Annotated in this window: 13 protein-coding genes and 1 tRNA gene; 13 read left to right on the forward strand and 1 reads right to left on the reverse strand. The window is 64.0% G+C overall.

Translation table 11 applies throughout. The annotated features are described in order from the left end of the window. The first annotated feature begins 5 nt into the window (after window positions 1-5). From ACIPY3_RS13690 to ACIPY3_RS13720, 7 genes are all read left to right on the forward strand, one after another. Complete coding sequence (locus ACIPY3_RS13690) at window positions 6-704, forward strand: FadR/GntR family transcriptional regulator (RefSeq protein ID WP_400334866.1); 699 nt, start codon at window positions 6-8, stop codon at window positions 702-704. Window positions 705-1,024: 320 nt separating this feature from the next. Then, window positions 1,025-2,425: an FAD-binding oxidoreductase gene (locus ACIPY3_RS13695; protein WP_400334868.1), complete on the forward strand. Its 1,401-nt coding sequence runs from the start codon at window positions 1,025-1,027 to the stop codon at window positions 2,423-2,425. A 58-nt stretch (window positions 2,426-2,483) separates the two neighbouring features. Beyond that, window positions 2,484-4,136, forward strand: coding sequence for an ABC transporter substrate-binding protein (locus tag ACIPY3_RS13700; RefSeq protein WP_400334870.1), 1,653 nt, complete (start codon window positions 2,484-2,486; stop codon window positions 4,134-4,136). Continuing rightward, on the forward strand, window positions 4,133-5,086 hold the full coding sequence (locus ACIPY3_RS13705) for an ABC transporter permease (protein WP_400334872.1): 954 nt from the start codon (window positions 4,133-4,135) through the stop codon (window positions 5,084-5,086). The genes ACIPY3_RS13700 and ACIPY3_RS13705 overlap by 4 nt, the downstream gene beginning before the upstream one ends. Further along, a complete protein-coding gene (locus tag ACIPY3_RS13710; RefSeq protein WP_400334874.1) occupies window positions 5,083-5,934 on the forward strand; it encodes an ABC transporter permease in 852 nt (283 codons plus the stop codon). The genes ACIPY3_RS13705 and ACIPY3_RS13710 overlap by 4 nt, the downstream gene beginning before the upstream one ends. Before the next feature lies 1 nt (window position 5,935). Beyond that, entirely contained in the window at window positions 5,936-7,594 is a 1,659-nt protein-coding gene (locus ACIPY3_RS13715) for an ABC transporter ATP-binding protein (protein WP_400334875.1), read from the forward strand. Further along, window positions 7,591-8,787 (forward strand): PLP-dependent aminotransferase family protein, encoded by a 1,197-nt coding sequence (locus ACIPY3_RS13720; RefSeq protein ID WP_400334877.1) that lies wholly within the window; start codon window positions 7,591-7,593, stop codon window positions 8,785-8,787. The genes ACIPY3_RS13715 and ACIPY3_RS13720 overlap by 4 nt, the downstream gene beginning before the upstream one ends. Window positions 8,788-8,925: 138 nt before the next feature. Here the strand turns inward: ACIPY3_RS13720 and ACIPY3_RS13725 are convergent. Further along, window positions 8,926-9,008, reverse strand: a tRNA-Leu gene (locus ACIPY3_RS13725). 396 nt (window positions 9,009-9,404) lie between these two features. Between ACIPY3_RS13725 and ACIPY3_RS13730 the strand changes: the two genes are divergently transcribed. The 6 genes from ACIPY3_RS13730 to ACIPY3_RS13755 are packed head-to-tail and all read left to right on the forward strand — an operon-like array spanning window position 9,405 to window position 17,044. Beyond that, window positions 9,405-10,151 (forward strand): FhaA domain-containing protein, encoded by a 747-nt coding sequence (locus ACIPY3_RS13730; protein ID WP_397324250.1) that lies wholly within the window; start codon window positions 9,405-9,407, stop codon window positions 10,149-10,151. A gap of 5 nt (window positions 10,152-10,156) precedes the next feature. Next, the gene (locus tag ACIPY3_RS13735; RefSeq protein WP_387437643.1) at window positions 10,157-10,636 is read left to right on the forward strand and encodes an FHA domain-containing protein; all 480 of its coding nucleotides are present in this window, start codon (window positions 10,157-10,159) and stop codon (window positions 10,634-10,636) included. Between the two features lie 3 nt (window positions 10,637-10,639). Beyond that, window positions 10,640-12,334, forward strand: coding sequence for a PP2C family protein-serine/threonine phosphatase (locus ACIPY3_RS13740; protein WP_400334879.1), 1,695 nt, complete (start codon window positions 10,640-10,642; stop codon window positions 12,332-12,334). Further along, entirely contained in the window at window positions 12,331-13,761 is a 1,431-nt protein-coding gene (locus ACIPY3_RS13745; RefSeq protein ID WP_400334881.1) for an FtsW/RodA/SpoVE family cell cycle protein, read from the forward strand. The genes ACIPY3_RS13740 and ACIPY3_RS13745 overlap by 4 nt, the downstream gene beginning before the upstream one ends. Then, window positions 13,758-15,215, forward strand: coding sequence for a penicillin-binding transpeptidase domain-containing protein (locus ACIPY3_RS13750; protein ID WP_400334883.1), 1,458 nt, complete (start codon window positions 13,758-13,760; stop codon window positions 15,213-15,215). Before ACIPY3_RS13745 ends, ACIPY3_RS13750 begins: the two co-directional genes overlap by 4 nt. Continuing rightward, window positions 15,212-17,044 (forward strand): protein kinase, encoded by a 1,833-nt coding sequence (locus tag ACIPY3_RS13755; RefSeq protein WP_400334885.1) that lies wholly within the window; start codon window positions 15,212-15,214, stop codon window positions 17,042-17,044. Before ACIPY3_RS13750 ends, ACIPY3_RS13755 begins: the two co-directional genes overlap by 4 nt.

The following is a 17,044-nucleotide window of genomic DNA, read 5'->3' on the forward strand; positions in this document are numbered from 1 at the left end:
AACCCATGAGCCGCAACCTGACTACGGACCTCGCCGCCGATCTCCGCAACCGCATTGTGGACGGTGCCATCCAGCCAGGTGAAAAGCTCCCCAGCGAGAACACCCTCATCAGCGAATACGGGGTGAGCCGGACTGTCGTCCGCTCCGCCCTGACGCGTTTGCAGGCCGAGGGCCTCGTAGAGACCGAACGCGGGCGGGGCAGCTTTGCGCTGACCCCGCCCGATGACGGGCCCGTCCATGCGCCAGGAGCGCGTGCCGTAGCCACCATGGAAGACCGCCTGCAGATGCTTGATTTCCGCATCGGCGTGGAAACCGAAGCGGCAGCACTGGCTGCGCGGAATCACTCGGAACGCCAATTGAAGGCAGTCCAGGGAGCCTTGGAACAGTTCACTGCGAGCTCCGGCCACCCCGCACACGCCATGAAGGCCGACTTCGAATTCCATCGGGCAATCGCTGCCGCGTCCGGCAATCCCTTTTATTCGGACTGCATCTCCGCGCTCGGCCAAACCATGATCACCATGCCCCGCCCGCGGCTGGTCTCCAGCAACGAGCCCGATTCGCCCGAGCGCTTCGCCCAGGTTGTCCACGAGCATTCCTCCATCTACCAGGCCATCGCCGAGGCAGACCCCGGCGCTGCCGCCGCAGCGATGCGCCTGCACTTGAGCAACTCTCGACGCCGGTTCAAGGCTTCCGCGCGCGGCTGACCTCCCGGCCCACTCCCCCAACTGGGTCGCAATAGTGCGCGTTTTGGGCGTTCAAAACGCGCACAAATGCGACCCAGTTGGGCACGCCGTCATGTGACGCATTACTCCGTCCAACAAAGACATATTTCGCCGCATCAAGACCTCATTTAACGAAATGGGAATCCCCACGTCGCCCCATTGAGAACTATTGATTGACGTTTCACGAAACTGGAATCCAAATTCCGAGTGCCGCTAACTTTTGATGACTCATCAAAAGCCTTTGGGTGCTTCGTTGCAGGGATTCCTGTCTTGTCATGCACCCGGACAGAAAGCGCACCGGCATGACAACACAGCAAACAGAAAACGCCACCACCATCCAGGCGTACCTTGAGCAACTCCCCAAGAACATCGAAGCCCTCGAACCAAGCCTGGAGACCAGCCGCTACAGCCACGACGCCGCCACGGCCAAGACAGCGGGCAACAGTCACACGCCGGGACCCGCCGTCGTACTTCCCGCAGCAGCAGCCGACGTCCAGGACGCCGTAAAGCTGGCGGCGGAACTCGGCATCACCGTGGTCCCCCGGGGCGCCGGCAGCGGCCTGTCCGGTGGGGCCACCGCAAGCAGGAACCAGGTGGTCATTTCCACTGAGAAGCTCAACCGGATTATCGAAGTTTCACCGCTGGATGAAGTTGCCGTCGTAGAGCCGGGTGTTATCAATGCCGAACTGAACAAGCACTTGGAATCCCACGGCCTTTTCTACGCACCCGATCCCGCAAGCTTTGATATTTCCTCCATCGGCGGAAATATCGCCACCAACGCCGGCGGGCTCCGTTGCGCGAAATACGGGGTGACCCGCGAATCAATCCTGTCGCTCGACGTCGTCCTCGCCGACGGCAGCCTCATCACGGTTGGCCACCGCTCCATCAAGGGCGTCACCGGGCTGGACCTGACGTCCCTGTTCGTCGGTTCGGAAGGCATCCTTGGGATTGTCACCAAGGCCACTGTCAGGCTCCGTCCCCTTCCTGTGGCCCGAAAGACCGTGAGTGCCTTCTTCGACAGCACGGCGGAGGGCACCGATGGCCTGGCGGCCATCACCCTCTCGCCGGTGCGCCCGGCCGCGATCGAGTTCTTCGACACCCCGAGCCTGGCGAATATCGACGCCCATTCCGGAACGGCGCTGCGCGAGCGGGGCGCCGCGCTGATCCTGATCGAACTGGACGGGTACGGCATCGGCGACCAAGCCGCCGACCTCGCCACTGCGCTCAGTGCTGTCGGTGGACGGGTCACCGTGGAAGCGGACGACGACGGCGTGCGGCTCTGGGAGTTGCGGCGCAGTGGCCGCGGCCTGCCGCAGGACAAGTGGTACGTCGGCGAGGACATTGCCGTGCCCAAGTCGCAGCTTGCCAAGGTTTACGCAGCTTTCCCGGCGCTCGAAGCCCGCTTCGGCGTCGACATTTCAGCAGTGTCGCACGCCGGTGACGGAAACCTGCACCCGCTCATCACCCTGGACAAAACGCCCGACGACGGCCCCAACCCGCCTGCCTCCCTGCTGGAAGCAGCCACTGAACTCGTGAAGGTGGCGCTTTCGCTCGGCGGGACAGTCACCGGCGAGCACGGCGTGGGGACCATCAAGAAGGAGTGGGCTGCGCTGGAACTGTCCCAGCGCAGCCGCGAGTTGCAGCACGCCATCAAGGCAGCGATTGACCCGCAACAGCTTTTCAACCCCGGCAAAGCCATCTAGCCAAACAGCACAAACCGGCCACCCCAACGGCCGTACCCAACGCATCCAAGGAGCAACCATGAACACCCTCGCTACCCCCGAATTCCGCAGGCGGGCCTTCCTCGCTGGCCTCGGCGCCCTGTCCACCTCGGCACTCATCACCGCCTGCGGCGGGCCTACCGCCAGCACCGGCACCAACGGAGGCACCCCTGTGGAAGGCGGCAACATCACCTTCCTGATCCAGGGCTACGACACTGGCTGGGTCTCCAGCAAGACCTCCATCTCCAGCTACGAGGGCAACCTCTGGGGCCAGATCACGGACAAGCTGGTCTACGTCAATGAGAAGGGCGATCTCAGCCCGTGGGTTGCCGAGCAGTGGGAAGAGCTCAACGGCGCCAAGGACTTTGTCCTGCACCTGAAGGAGGGCGTCACGTTCTCCGACGGAACCCCGCTGGATGCCGCCGCGGTGGTGGCCAACCTCACTGCCTGGGCCAAGGGCGATTCGGCACGCGGCATCAGCAAGGTGGGATTGTTCCCGTCCACCAATTTCGTTTCCGCCGAGGCCGCCGACCCCAAAACGGTCAAGGTTTCCTTCTCTTCTCCCGCGCTCGGGTTTATCGCCACGCTGGCGTATCACGGCTGCATCCTGCTCTCGCCGAAGACCCTCGCGCTGCCGGTGGAGGCGCAGGCGGACCTCAGCCAGGAAATCGGCAGTGGCCCGTTCGTGGTGAAGTCCTGGAAGCAGGGCGACAGCTACGTATTGGAGAAGCGCAAGGACTACAACTGGGGCCCTGCGGCACTCGGCCACACCGGCCCGGCCCGACTGGACACCATCACCTACAAGGTCATCAAGGACACGTCGGTCCGGACCTCCACGGTGGTGTCCGGACAAGCGGATGTTGCCTTCAACGTGGAGCCGCAGGAAATCGAGTCGCTGAAGGCCCAGGGCTTCACGGTTGGAACGCCCCGCTACCTTGGCTTCGTGGACGGCTTCCAGGTGAACACCACAGCCTTCCCCACCAATGAACTCGCTGTCCGCCAGGCCATCCAGCACGGCATTGACCGCGAAGAGATCCGCAAGACCGTCTACACGGATGACTGGAACGCGGCCACCACCTTCATCCAGGGCAACGTCCCTGAAGCCGGTGAGTTCAGCGATTCCTTCACGTTCGATCCGGAGAAGGCCAACAAGGTCCTGGACGACGCCGGCTGGGCCAAGGGCTCCGACGGCTACCGCACCAAGGACGGAAAGACCCTCGAGTTCACGCTCACGCCCAACCCGTACGTCCCTTCCACCAAGGCCGAGGACGAGCTCATCGCCCAACAGCTCAAGAAGGTGGGCATCAAGGTCAACCTCAAGGTGGTGGACGTCGCCGGCTACGCAGCGATCCAGGCCAGCAAGCCGCCGCTGTTCCAGACCTCGCGAAGCTTCGTCGACGTCGGCACGGTGGCCGGTGTCCTGACCAGCCAGAACAAGGGAGAGGACTGGTTCAGCCTTGGCACCAGCGACCAGAAGCTGAACGACCTTTCGACGGCGATCGCCACCGCCTCGGACCGCGCCTCCCGGGAGAAGGTGGCGGACGAACTGCAGAAGTACGTCCTGGAGCAGGGCTACTTTGTACCCCTTAACCAGCTCGTCCAGCGCCTGTACCTGATCAACCCGAAGATTAAGGACGTCCAGTACAACGGCCTGGCGTACGCGAACTTCTACACCGCCTGGATTTCACAGTGACCAGCGACTACCGGCGCTTTGCCCTCACCCGTGTGGGCCAGGCGGTCATCGTGGTCCTCCTCGCCTACGTCCTGACATTCCTGGTGATCAGCGTGCTCCCCGGCGACGCCATCACCAATTCGCTGCGCGACCCGCAGCACGGGCTCAGCGAGGAGGACATCCAGCGGATCGTGTCCTACTACGGACTCGATCAGCCGGTGATCGTGCAGTTGCTCCTGTCACTTGGCCGGTTCCTGACGGGCGAACTCGGCTTTTCCTTGCAGTCCAACCTCCCGGTGACCCAGATCGTCGGGGATGCACTGCCGTCGACCCTGACTTTGGCGTCGAGCGCCTTGGTCATCGCGATCGTTTTCGCCGTGGGCATCGCCTACGGCGCCCAGTACCTTCCGGGGAAATGGGCCGCGGTTGTCCGTTCCATCCCGTCATTGTTTCTTTCCGTGCCGAACTTCGTGATCGGCCTCATCCTGATCGAGCTCTTCGCGTTCCGCCTGCACTCCTTCACCACGACTGATCCGAACAGTCCGGTAGCAACGCTGTTCGCCGCGATCACCCTGGCAATCCCCGTCTCGGCGCCGGTGGCCGAGGTCCTGATTGCCAGCCTGGACCACGAGTCCCGGCAGGAATACGCACTCGTGGCCCGCTCCCGTGGCCTGACGGAGGCCAGGTTGTTCGCGAAGCACTTGGTGAAGCCATCGGCGCTGCCCTCCGTGGCGATGGTGGCCTTGATCGTCGGTGAACTCCTGGGTGGCTCGGTCATCACCGAAACCATCTTCGGAAGAGATGGAATCGGCACTGTTGTCCAAAAGGCCGTGACCGGGGAGGACCAGCCTGTGCTCCAGGCAGTGGTTTCCCTCTCAGCCGTGGTGTTCGTTGCCGTCAACCTCCTGGCGGACCTGGCCTCGCCGTTGCTGGATCCGCGCGTCAAACTCCGGGAGAAGGTAAGCGCATGACCGCCCTGCTCAGCAACCCCCAGCTGAACCAAGAACCTGCGCAGCCGAAGCTGACGGACGGCCTCCCGCCCGTCACGGTCCTCCTGTCCTTCGCCGTGGTTCTGCTTGTGATCCTGTGGTCCCTGGTACCCGGTCTCTTCACGCACTACAGCCCCGTTACGGGCGACACCGCAAGCAAGTTGGCCGCACCCAGCACAGCACACTGGTTCGGCACCGACTACCTCGGCCGTGACCTGTATGCACGCGTCGTCTACGGCACGGCGTCCTCTGTCACGAGTGCCTTGGTAGCCGTCCTGATCGGCTTGGTAGTTGGCAGCATCATTGGCCTCGCGGCAGGTTTCCGGGGCGGCTGGGTCGACTCGATCCTCGGCCGCTTCGTGGACGTACTCCTTGCCATCCCGGGCTTCCTTCTGGCTGTGGTCATCGTGAGTTCCCTTGGGTTCCAGACCATCAACGCCGCCATCGCAACGGGAGTATCCGCCGTCGCAGTTTTCGCCCGACTGATGCGTGCAGAAGTGCTGCGCGTCCGCGGCGCAACGTACGTCGAAGCGTCCTATCTGGAAGGCGGCAACCGGCTTCACGCCTTGCTGGGGCACATCCTCCCCAACGCGTACCGCTCCGTGCTGGTGTTGGCCGTCCTGCAGTTCGGCACGTCCATCCTGGTCATCGCATCGTTGGCTTTCCTTGGCTATGGCGATCCTCCTCCGGCGTCGGACTGGGGCCTGTTGGTGGCCTCCGGCAAGACCTACGTCACGGCTCCATGGCTCGTGTACGCGCCGGCCCTGGTCATCGTCATCACCGTCTTGTCCGTGAACCGCATCAGCCGCTGGCTGCGAAAGGCGAAGTGACATGAGTTCCCTCTTAACAGTGCAAGGTTTGTCGATCGCGTACGGCCGCGCCGCCGTCGTCCATGACGTGGGGTTTTCGCTCGCCAAAGGCGAGAGCCTCGCGCTGATCGGTGAATCTGGCTCCGGAAAGTCGACCATCGCCAAGGCCGTCCTCCGGCTGCTCCCGCACGACTCCACCGCCACCGGGAAAGTGGAGTTGGACGGCAAGGACCTCCTGTCCCTTGCGGAGAAGCAGTTCCGGCCCTTCCGCGGCCGTGAGCTCGGTTTCATCCCGCAGGATCCGGCGTCCGCCCTCAACCCCGTGCGGACCATCGGCGCCCAAGCCCACGAGGCCGCCGCGCTCCTGGGCGAAACGGACCCCGAAGTCCGGCGCACGAAGATCCTGGCGGTCCTCGAGCAGGTGGGCTTGCCGGATCCCGGCCGCGTGTACAACTCCTATCCACACCAACTGTCCGGTGGCATGCTGCAGCGCGTCCTCATTGCGCTGACGGTACTTCCGGGGCCGTCGCTGATCGTGGCGGACGAACCAACCTCCGCCTTGGACGTTACGGTGCAGAAGCTGATCCTGGACATGCTGTCCGAGCTCCGGCGTGAGTTGGACATCAGTCTGCTCCTTATCACCCACGATCTCGCCATCGCAGCGGAACGCGCCGATTCGCTGGTGGTGCTCAAGGATGGCGCGGTCCAGGAAAGTGGTCCGTCGCGCGAAATTTTCGCCGCACCCGCAACGGAGTATGCGCGCAGCCTTCAGGCAGATGTGCCCGCCCTGCACCCGGACAGGTACAGGAACCAGCGGTTAACGCACGACGGCGGCTCCCGGACTGACGCTACAGGGTCACCCGCTGGGCCTGCACAGATTGATGTGCGCGGAGTAACCAAACGGTTCCACGCCGGCGGGAAGGACATCGTGGCCGTGGATGGCGTCTCGTTCTCCGTGGAACGGGGACGGACCCACGCACTTGTCGGTGAATCCGGATCCGGCAAGACCACTGCAGTCCGGTTGCTGCTCGGGCTGGAGCAGCCGGACAGCGGAGAGATCGCTGTCGCCGGCCAGTCGACGTCGGGCAGGTCCCGGACCGAAGTCCGCGAGATCCGCCGCCACCTCCAACTCGTGTACCAGAACCCTTTCACCTCCTTGGATCCCACGTGGAAGGTGAGCAGGATCGTCCAGGAACCCCTGGAGCAGTTCGGTCTGGGCACCAAAGCCGAACGGGTCCAACGGGTCCGCGAAGCATTGGAAGCCGTTGGCCTTCCCGCCTCCGTGGCGTCACGCAGGCCGGCAAACCTGTCCGGTGGCCAGCGGCAACGCGTGGCCATCGCCCGCGCACTGGTGCTGCGTCCCGACGTCGTGGTTTTGGACGAACCCACGTCCGCACTCGACGTGAGCGTCCAGGCGGGAATCCTGGAATTGCTCGCCCAACTGCAGCGCGACCTGGGCCTGACCTACCTGTTCGTCTCGCATGACCTCGCACTGGTCCGGCAGGTGGCAGACACCGTTTCCGTGCTCAGGCGTGGGCAAGTGGTAGAAGACGGGCCCGTGGAGGACATCTTCCTGCGTCCCCAACATCCCTACACCCAAGCACTGCTCGACGCGATCCCGCTGGCCACGCCTGTCCGGGACCAGACAGAAGCCAAACAACTAGCGGAGGCACCAGCATGACCGTGAACCTGACCACCAACCGCCGGCCCGCCCTGATCGAGGCGTTCACCGCGCCCCAGGGATTCGGCGACGCAACGCTGCGCGACAAGCGGGCAGACGCTATCGAACTCCTGGGCGGCATCCCGGATCCCAGTGTCCTTCCCACCACTGCGATCGCCGAAGCGACAGCGCGAGTACTGGCCAAACCGGGAGTCCCCGCCCTTCAGTACTCACGGACTGAAGGCATTTCACCCCTTCGCGAGTGGATCGCCGAACGCGAGGGTGTGCCCGTTGACCGCATCCTGATGACCAACGGCGGCTTCCACGGCTTGTCCCTGGCCATCCAGTCCGTGGTGGAACGTGGCGACCTGGTGGCCGTGGACAATCCGATCTTCCCGTTGTTCCTGAGAGGGTTGCAGCTGTCCGATGCCCGCACGCTGCCCGTCTTTGTGGGGCCGCATGGCTTGGATGTAGACCATCTCAGCGATCTTCTCCGCGGTGGTGCCCGTCCGTCTGCGCTCTACACCGTGCCGGACTTCCACAACCCCTCACAGGGAACCCTCCCGGGTGAGGCCCGGCGTGAGTTGGTGAGATTGGCTGAGCACTACGGATTCGTGATCCTGGCGGACAACCCGTATCGCGAGCTCCGTTTTGCCGGTGAGCAGGAAAGCGTGGAGGAGTTCAACAACTCGGAGCACGTGCTCCACATCAACACGTTCACCAAGACTTTGGGCCCCGGCCTCCGTCTCGGCTGGACTGTCGCTCCCGGGCATCTGGCCCGTGATCTTGCGGCCCTCAGGAGCCGGCAGGACTCGCACAGTTCCACGTTGGTCCAGGCGATCATCGGAGAACTCGTGACGTCCGACCCCGACATCTTCGACGCCACGCTTGATAAGGCACGCGTCCTGTACCGGAACCGCGCCCAGACCCTTAAGGCGGCGTTGAACCGGGAAGCCCCCGGGGCGTTCGAGTCCGTTTTGCCGGAGGGCGGGCTCTTCTTGTGGCCGCGACTGAGTGACGACTCGGTGGATCCGGACCAGCTCGCCGCGGACGCAAGTGCCGAGGGTGTGGAGTACCAGCGGGGTTCGTTCTTCCCGTCCGGACCTGGCACCGACGCCGACCGCCACCTGCGCCTGGCCTACGGTGACGTGTCCGCGGAGAAACTGGAAGAGGCCGCGGCCCGCCTGGGACGTGCCCTGAAGCGCCAGTCCTGACTGTCTACACCCAACTGGGGGACAGCACTTGTCCTGATGAACGCCGATAAGGACGCGATCTGTCCCCTGGTTGGTTCCCCTGCGACGCAATTAAACGAAAGAGCCCCGGTCCAAAGACCGGGGCTCTTTCAGATTGCGTGCGCGAGGGGGGATTTGAACCCCCACACCCTTTCGGATACTGGCACCTGAAGCCAGCGCGTCTGCCGTTCCGCCACTCGCGCGCAACTTCTTTTTCAGGACTTTGACCGGGAACCGGCTTCGCTTCCTTCAAAAGCAGCGAGATCAAGCATAACGGACACTTTGGGCAAAACACCAATCGGCCGCCGCAAGGACCCCGGAACGACTTTTCGGGACACACGAACAAGGCCGCAAAGGCAGACAACAACAGCTGAACAGCGAGGAAATTTAGTCCCTGCCCCCGCCCGCCACGACGGGCATGTGGCGAACTTTTCCGGGTCGCAAGGCGTTGTGGATTAAGGCCATTCGCAGTCACTCCCAGTAGTATCGGGAAGTGAAAGGGCCGTTCGGCGCTCACTTCAGTGTGTGCACGGACGGGACCATGGACCGACTATCGAGCCAGGCACCACATGTGCCGCGACGAGGAAAGGAGAAGGACCATGGGTCTGCTGGACAAAGTGGAACGCGGCATTGAAAAAGCCGTCCGCAACGTCTTCTCCACGGGGTCGCGGGCACGTGTTGAGCCGGTGGAGATCGCGAGCAAACTGCGGCGCGAACTGGACAACCAGTCCATCACCATTGCGGCGGGACGCACCCTCGCCCCCAACGTTTTCGATGTTCTCCTCAGCAATGACGATTTCACCAGGGCACAGGAATGGGGCACGCCCCTCGCCGAGGAACTCTGCGATGTTGTTATCCAGCATGTGCGCAGCCAGGGCTACACGCTGCAGGGTCCCGTGCGGATCTCCTTCCGCCGGAATGAGGAGGAGCGGGCCGGTCACTTCGAAATCGCCTCCCGGACCGAAAAGTCCGACGGCGGCGCTCCCGCCCCGCAGGCCCCGCGGCCAAACCTTCCAGCGGCACCGGCCCGGCAGCCCACCAGGCTCCAACCTGTCCTGGATATCGGCGGCCAGCGGTACTCCCTCAATGCCCAGTCGGTTGTGCTGGGCCGCTCCTCGGAAGCAGACATCCTGGTGGATGACACCGGTGTTTCGCGGAAGCACCTTGAGGTCCGAACGCAAAACGGCACCACCTGGGCCGTAGACCTTGGATCCACCAACGGCAGCTACGTGAATGGCCACAAGGTAGACGGCAGCGTGGAACTCACAGACGGCTCAACCATCACGATGGGACGTACCAAGATTATTTTCCGCCTTCTCCCCCAAAACCCGGGTGGCAACGCGTGAACGACATCAGCGAACTGACCATCACCGCTCTTCGCTTCGGTTTCCTCTTGCTGCTGTGGGTCTTGATCTTCAGCATCGTGTCCACCATGCGCCGCGACTTCCAGATCGGACGCAAAGCCGTGACGGGCACGCCCACTGCGCGTGAGGTCCGCAAGCATCCGGAGTTGGCTGCGTCGCCGCCGCCGGCCATCCAGCATGCCCGGAACCTCGTGGTCACCGAAGGACCGTTGAAGGGCACCACGCTTCCCCTCGCAGCCAGTCCCATTCTCTTGGGCCGCGCGCAGGAAGCCACGCTTGTCCTGGAAGACGACTACGCGTCGGGCCGCCATGCCCGCCTGTTTCCGCAAGGCAGCCGCTGGTTCATCGAGGACCTGGGTTCCACCAACGGCACCTACCTGGCCGATCAACAGCTCACCCGGGCCTTGCCGGTGGAGCTCGGCGTCCCCGTGAGGATCGGCAAGACGGTCATTGAATTGAGGCCGTAGTCCATGGCCGCCCCACAGACCACCGAAGGCAAGGAAACGCCGGCGGAGCGCCCCCTCATCATGCGCTACGCGGCGCGCTCCGACGTCGGTCGGATCCGCTCCAAGAATGACGACTCCGCTTACGTGGGCCGCCATCTTGCTGTCGTTGCCGACGGCATGGGTGGTCACGCCGGCGGCGATGTGGCCTCGGCATCAACGGTCCTGGACATGATCCACCTGGATCACGACGATTACCCGGACGGCGCAGACACCGTCCTCGCGGACGAGATCCAGACCGCGAACTCCCTGCTCTCCGAGCTGGTCCACCAAAATCCCAAGCTTTCCGGCATGGGCACCACCGTGACGGCCCTGCTCCTTGAAGGCCGGAAGCTGCACTTCGCGCACATCGGCGATTCCCGCGCCTACCGCCTGCGCAACAAGAAGTTCGAGCAGGTCAGCATCGACCACACTTTTGTCCAGCGCCTCATCGATGAGGGCCGCCTGCGCCCGGAGGAAGCCGAAACACATCCCCACAAGAACGTCCTGATGCGCGTCCTTGGCGATGTTGACGCCAGCCCAGAACTGGACCTGGACATCCTGGACGTCGAACCCGGCGAACGCTGGCTGCTCTGCTCCGACGGCCTGAACTATGTGGCCGGACACGTCGTGGAGCGCAAGGTCCGCGAGATCAAGGACCTTCGCGAGTGCGTGGAAACCCTGGTGGACCTGACTCTTGAAGCGGGCGCCCCGGACAACGTCACCGTCGTGATGCTTGAGATCGCGGAGGAAACGGACGACGACGTCAGCACGGCCGCCGTCGACGTCGTACCTCCCGCGGCACCCGCCCAAGCCGAACAGGCGGACACGGTCACCGCCAGCAAGTCAGCGGATGAGCCGCCAGCCGCCAAGGACGAGGCGGCGGACGCAGCAAAAGACACCAAGGAACCTGCCGCAGGTTCCTCGTTCAGCGCCCACGGTCCTGGCGACGAAGATCCTGCTGCCCCAAGCAAGGAACCAGCCAAGGACGAGTCCTCCGAGGACAAGGAACCTCCTGCCACGACCGATCCGCACCTGGGCGAGCACCTGTCCGCCGAGGTCCTGCGCGAAGAACTGGCCAGCCGGCCCCACGAACTGGTTGGCGCGGCGGCGACAGCTGCCGAGACCGGCTCGATTCCCACGGTGGCGGGCCGCACGGTGGCCCGCCGGGCAGCAACGGTCCTGACGCACAAGGCCGAACAGGACCGCCTGGAACTCGAAGAACCTCCGCGGCGCCGCATCCGTTGGCTCATGCCTGCCGTGGCCGCCGTCGTGGTCCTTGGCGTGGTGGTGGGTCTCTGGCTCGGTTACGCCTGGACCCAGACCCGCTACTACGTGGGCGAGTTCGACCAGCGCGTTGCCATCTACAACGGCATCTCACAGCGGCTCGGCCCCATCCAGCTTTCCCGGTTGGAGTCGGTAACGGACCTTCGCGTCGACTCGCTGCCCGAATACGGCCGGCAGAGCGTCCGCCAGACCGTTCCCGCGGGAGACCTGGATGACGCCCAGCGGATTGTGGAGAACCTGAAGAACTACGGCAGCGCTTCAGCAAGCTGCCCCAGCGCTTCCCCCACCGCAACTCCCACCCCCTCCCCAAGCACCAGCGTTCCTGTTCCCAGCACGGCAGCGATTGCCACACCAACGCCCTCGCCCGTCCCGACTCCATGTGAGGCGGCAAAATGATCCAGACCGAAACAACACCCAAGCCCCGCCGGAACGTCGAGCTGGTGCTCATCGTCCTGGCCCTGGCCGTGGGCATCGGCGCCAGTGCTTTGGTGAGCATCAATTCCGAGTCCGGCCTGGACAGCGATTTCTGGTTCCAGTCCAGCTTGCTCGCTGTGGCTGCCTTCGCCTTCCACGTGGTCCTCCGCCTCCGGGCTAAATATGCCGATCCGGTAATACTTCCGATTGTGGTTGCACTCAACGGTCTTGGCCTCGCACTGATCCACCGCATGGATGCTCCGGGCGAAGACACAGGTAACAACCAGCTCCGTTGGACGCTCATTGCCATGGCCGTGGCCATCGCCGTGATCTGGTTCCTCAAGGACCACCGGATTTTGCGACGCTTCACGTATATTTCCCTGGCTGTCAGTGCCCTTCTGCTGATCCTGCCTTTGGTTCCGGGCATCTCCGCCGGCGAGGTCCTCGGCGCCAAAGTGTGGATCCGCGTAGGTCCCATGACCTTCCAACCCGGTGAAATCGCCAAGATCACCTTGGCCATCTTCTTCGCGGGCTACCTGTCCTCCAACCGGGACCTCATCCTGTTGGCCGGACGCAAGATCGGGCCCATGCAGTTCCCGCGCTTCAAGGACCTTGGTCCCATGATCACCGCGTGGTTGGTGAGCATCGGCGTGCTGGTTTTCCAGCGCGACCTCGGCTCGTCCATCCTCTTCTTCGGCCTCTTCATCGTCATGATCTACGTGGCCACCAGCCGTATCTCCTGGGTAGTCATCGGCCTGGTCCTGATCCTGGGCGGTGGCTTTGTTGCCTCCAAGATCTTCTCGCACGTCGCGTTCCGCATCGACAGCTGGATCAACGCCTTCACCCCGGAAGTCTTCGGACGGTCACCCGGCGGCAGTGGGCAGATTGTCCAAGGCCTGTTCGGCATGGCCGACGGCGGGCTCGTGGGAACGGGACTGGGCCAGGGCAGGCCGGACCTTGTTCCCTTTGCCAACAGCGACATGATCGTGGCACTCATCGGGGAGGAACTCGGCCTGATTGGCCTGTTCGCCGTGGTGATGCTCTACCTGCTGCTGTTCACCCGCGGCTTCCGTGCCGCACTGGGCACCCGGGATGCGTTCGGCAAGCTCCTTGCGTGTGGCCTGTCCTTCGCCATCGCCCTGCAGTGCTTCGTGGTGATCGGCGGTGTCACCCGTTTGATCCCGCTGACCGGCCTCACCACGCCGTTCCTCGCCGCAGGTGGCTCGTCGCTCCTGGCCAACTGGATCATTGTTGGATTGCTTCTCATGATTTCCAACACGGCACGGGGTCCAGTGGACACTACACCCATGGTCAACAAGCCGCCGGCAACCAGCAGCACCCCGGCCGCCCGTAAGCCGGCCACCGGACAAACCCCCAGCACACCAACAGAGGCGGTGAAGCAGCAATGAACCAGGCTATTAGAAGTTCGTGGATGGCTGCCGTCGCCATGTTTGCCCTGATCCTCGGCGCCATCAGCTACGTGCAGGTGATCGGTGCCGACGATCTCAACAAGAACCCCTGGAACCAGCGCGCCATCCTCGCGTCCTTCTGCAACGACCGCGGGGCCATCATCGTGGCCGGCACGCCGATCGCCGAATCCGTCACGGGGACCGAGTCCTGCGCTTTCCAGCGCAAATACACCCAACCCGAGCTGTACGCCGGCATCACGGGCTACTTCTCCAAGGGCTTTGGTTCCACAGGCCTTGAGCAGTCCATGGGAGATACGCTCGCGGGCAACTCTGACCAGCTGTTCCTGGACCGCGTCAGCCAGATGTTCCTCGGGAACGAGCCCAAGGGTGCCTCCGTGGAGCTGACCTTGGACCCCGCCGTCCAGAAGCTTGCCTATGACCTGATCCCGGACGGCCAGCGCGGCTCCATTGTGGTGACGAACCCGAAGACCGGCGCCATCCTGGCCATGGTTTCCAAACCGTCCTACGACCCCAACCTGATCGCCACCCATGACACCAAGGCGGCGCAGGCCAACTACAACGAGCTGAACCAGATTCCGGGCATCAACCTGAACCAGAACGTGAGCGGCCCTACGGGCAACCTGCTGTCGCCGGGCTCTGTCTTCAAGCTGATCGATACCGCTGCGGCGTTGAACTCCGGGAAGTACAACAAGGACAGCGAGCTCCCGAACCCCTCCAGCCTGCCGCTCCCGGGATCCAGCGCAAGCCTCCCCAACTATGCCGGCGGCAACTGCAATGTCCGGGAGACGGCGTCTTTCTCCTTCGCCCTGGAGCAAAGCTGCAACACGCCGTTCGCCAGCATCGCTTTGGACCTGGGCCAGGACGCCATCCGCACGCAGGCCGAAAAGTTTGGTTTTGGGGACAACTTCGGTGACCAACTGAAGCTGCAGATGGCACCGAGCGTCTTCCCGAAGGACCTTGACCAGGCACAGCTGGCCCAGTCCTCGGTGGGCCAGCGCGACGTCAAGGCGACCCCGTTGCAGATCAACCTCATGACCGCGGCCATTGCCAACGGCGGCGTGCAAATGAAGCCAAACCTCGTCAAGACCGTCAGGTCCCCGGATCTCCGCGTCATCAGCGAGACCAAGCCCGAAGCCCTCCGCACCAGCACCACGGCTCCCATTGCCGGCCAGATCACCGAGTGGATGACCAGTGCCGTGGACAACGGCATCGCCAACGGCGCCGCTGTTTCCGGCGTCAAGGTGGCCGGCAAGACCGGCACCGCGGAGCTGGGCGATTCAGGCCTGAACAACTCATGGTTTACCGGGTTCGCCCCGGCAAACGACCCGCAAGTGGCCGTCACCATCGTCATGGAAGGTGTGGATGTGCTCAGCGGTGCCAAGCTAACCAGTCCGAACGCAAAGAAGATTTTTGAGGCGGTGTTGAATAAGTGAGACCTACTTCGGGAATCACACTCGGCGGCAGGTTCCAGTTGACCAGTCGCATTGCGATTGGTGGCATGGGCGAGGTCTGGAAGGCCAAGGACCAGATCCTGGGCCGGATCGTGGCCATCAAGGTGCTCAAGGAGGAATACACCGGCGATCCCGGCTTCCTGCAGCGCTTCCGTGCCGAGGCCCGCCACACAGCACTGCTCAACCACGTGGGTATCGCCAATGTGTTCGACTACGGCGAGGAAGCCGGTTCGGCGTATCTGGTCATGGAGCTTGTTCCGGGCCACCCGCTCAGCGCCATCCTTGAGCGTGAGCAGGTGCTGTCTCCGGACATGACGCTCTCCATCATTTCCCAGACGGCACGCGCCCTGGCCGTGGCGCACGCGCAGGGCCTGGTGCACCGCGACATCAAGCCCGGCAACCTGTTGATCACGCCGGACAACCGGGTCAAGGTGACGGACTTCGGCATCGCCCGCCTCGCGGACCAGGTGCCGCTGACCCAGACCGGACAGGTCATGGGAACTGCCCAGTACCTCGCACCGGAACAGGCCACCGGCCAGACCGCCACGGGGTCCTCGGACATCTACTCGCTGGGTGTCATCGGCTACGAGTGCCTCACGGGCCACCGGCCTTTCTCCGGCGAGTCGCAGATTGCCATTGCCCTGGCCCAGGTGAATGACGCTCCGCCACCCCTTCCGGAGACGCTTCCCACCCCGGTGCGCGCGCTGCTCATGTCCATGCTGGCCAAGGATCCGAAGAACCGTCCTGCCAACGCCATCAAGCTGGCGGAGGCCGCCGAGGCCATCCGCAACGGGGATATCGCCACGGCCCACGCCGCCGTTCCCGGCATGCTCCTCTTCGAGGGTGCCACCGGACCCATCACCGCTCCGGTCAACACTGCGACGGCTCCGACGGGCGTGGTTGCCTCGCCGTTCGGAAAAGAGCAGTCGACGACGGCGACCTCCGCACTTCCGGTGGTTGGCGCCGCCGCTGCCGGGGCTGCTGCAGGCGCCGCGGCCGCTTCGTCGGACAACGCTTTGACCCGTGCCAACGCCTTGGAAGCAGAACGCCAACTCAACGACGACGAGACCGTCTACAGCGACGATGACGGCAACTACGACGACCAGGAACCGGAGCGCAAGAAACGCAGCCCATGGACCTGGCCGCTCGTGGCGTTGATCCTGCTGGTCCTTTTTGCCTTGGTTGGATTCCTGATTTCACAGTCCGGCTTCTTCTCGCCGAGCCCCAGCCCCAGCAGTTCCTCCTCCAGTCCCAGCGTGTCCTCGAGCCCCACCAGCAGCTCAGCCTCACCAACGCCGTCCCAGACCTCGCAGACGCCGACTCCTTCGCAGTCCACGCAGTCCAAGATCAATGTGATCCCGGAGCAGTTCCAAGGACAGCAGTTCCCGAAGGTCAGCTCGGAACTGCGGGCAATGGGCCTGGGCGTTGACGGCCAGGAGGTCTTCAGTAACACGGCCGCACCGGGCGAGGTCATCAGCCTCAACCCAACCGGTCCGGTTGACCCCGGCACCACCATTACCGTCCAGTACTCCAAGGGTCCGGAGATGGTGGCTGTCCCGAGCATCGGCGTGGGCCTGCCCGAGGACCAGGTACGCGGGCTCATCGAAGGCGCAGGCCTTCGTTGGGTGGCCGGCGATCCCGTCAACGGCTCCCCGACGCAGCAGCCCGGGACGTTCGTCCGGTCTTCGCCCGCTGCGGGCACCAACGTGGAAGCCGGCTCGCTGGTTACCTACTACCTGTCCAAGTCCGTGGTCCCCACTGGCCCGTCGTCATCGTCCAGCGCGAGCCCCAGCGCCCAGGCAACCAAGTAG

The sequence above is a fragment of the Paenarthrobacter sp. NPDC089714 genome (genome assembly GCF_044748905.1).
Taxonomy (GTDB): Bacteria; Actinomycetota; Actinomycetes; order Actinomycetales; family Micrococcaceae; genus Arthrobacter.

Bases quoted from the DNA above. Each gene is read 5' to 3' on its own strand.
- ACIPY3_RS13715 (WP_400334875.1), top strand. From the start codon at position 5,936: ATGAGTTCCCTCTTAACAGTGCAAGGTTTGTCGATCGCGTACGGCCGC.
- ACIPY3_RS13700 (WP_400334870.1), top strand. From the start codon at position 2,484: ATGAACACCCTCGCTACCCCCGAATTCCGCAGGCGGGCCTTCCTCGCT.
- ACIPY3_RS13750 (WP_400334883.1), top strand. From the start codon at position 13,758: ATGAACCAGGCTATTAGAAGTTCGTGGATGGCTGCCGTCGCCATGTTT.
- ACIPY3_RS13695 (WP_400334868.1), top strand. From the start codon at position 1,025: ATGACAACACAGCAAACAGAAAACGCCACCACCATCCAGGCGTACCTT.
- ACIPY3_RS13720 (WP_400334877.1), top strand. From the start codon at position 7,591: ATGACCGTGAACCTGACCACCAACCGCCGGCCCGCCCTGATCGAGGCG.
- ACIPY3_RS13710 (WP_400334874.1), top strand. From the start codon at position 5,083: ATGACCGCCCTGCTCAGCAACCCCCAGCTGAACCAAGAACCTGCGCAG.
- ACIPY3_RS13730 (WP_397324250.1), top strand. From the start codon at position 9,405: ATGGGTCTGCTGGACAAAGTGGAACGCGGCATTGAAAAAGCCGTCCGC.
- ACIPY3_RS13740 (WP_400334879.1), top strand. From the start codon at position 10,640: ATGGCCGCCCCACAGACCACCGAAGGCAAGGAAACGCCGGCGGAGCGC.
- ACIPY3_RS13745 (WP_400334881.1), top strand. From the start codon at position 12,331: ATGATCCAGACCGAAACAACACCCAAGCCCCGCCGGAACGTCGAGCTG.
- ACIPY3_RS13690 (WP_400334866.1), top strand. From the start codon at position 6: ATGAGCCGCAACCTGACTACGGACCTCGCCGCCGATCTCCGCAACCGC.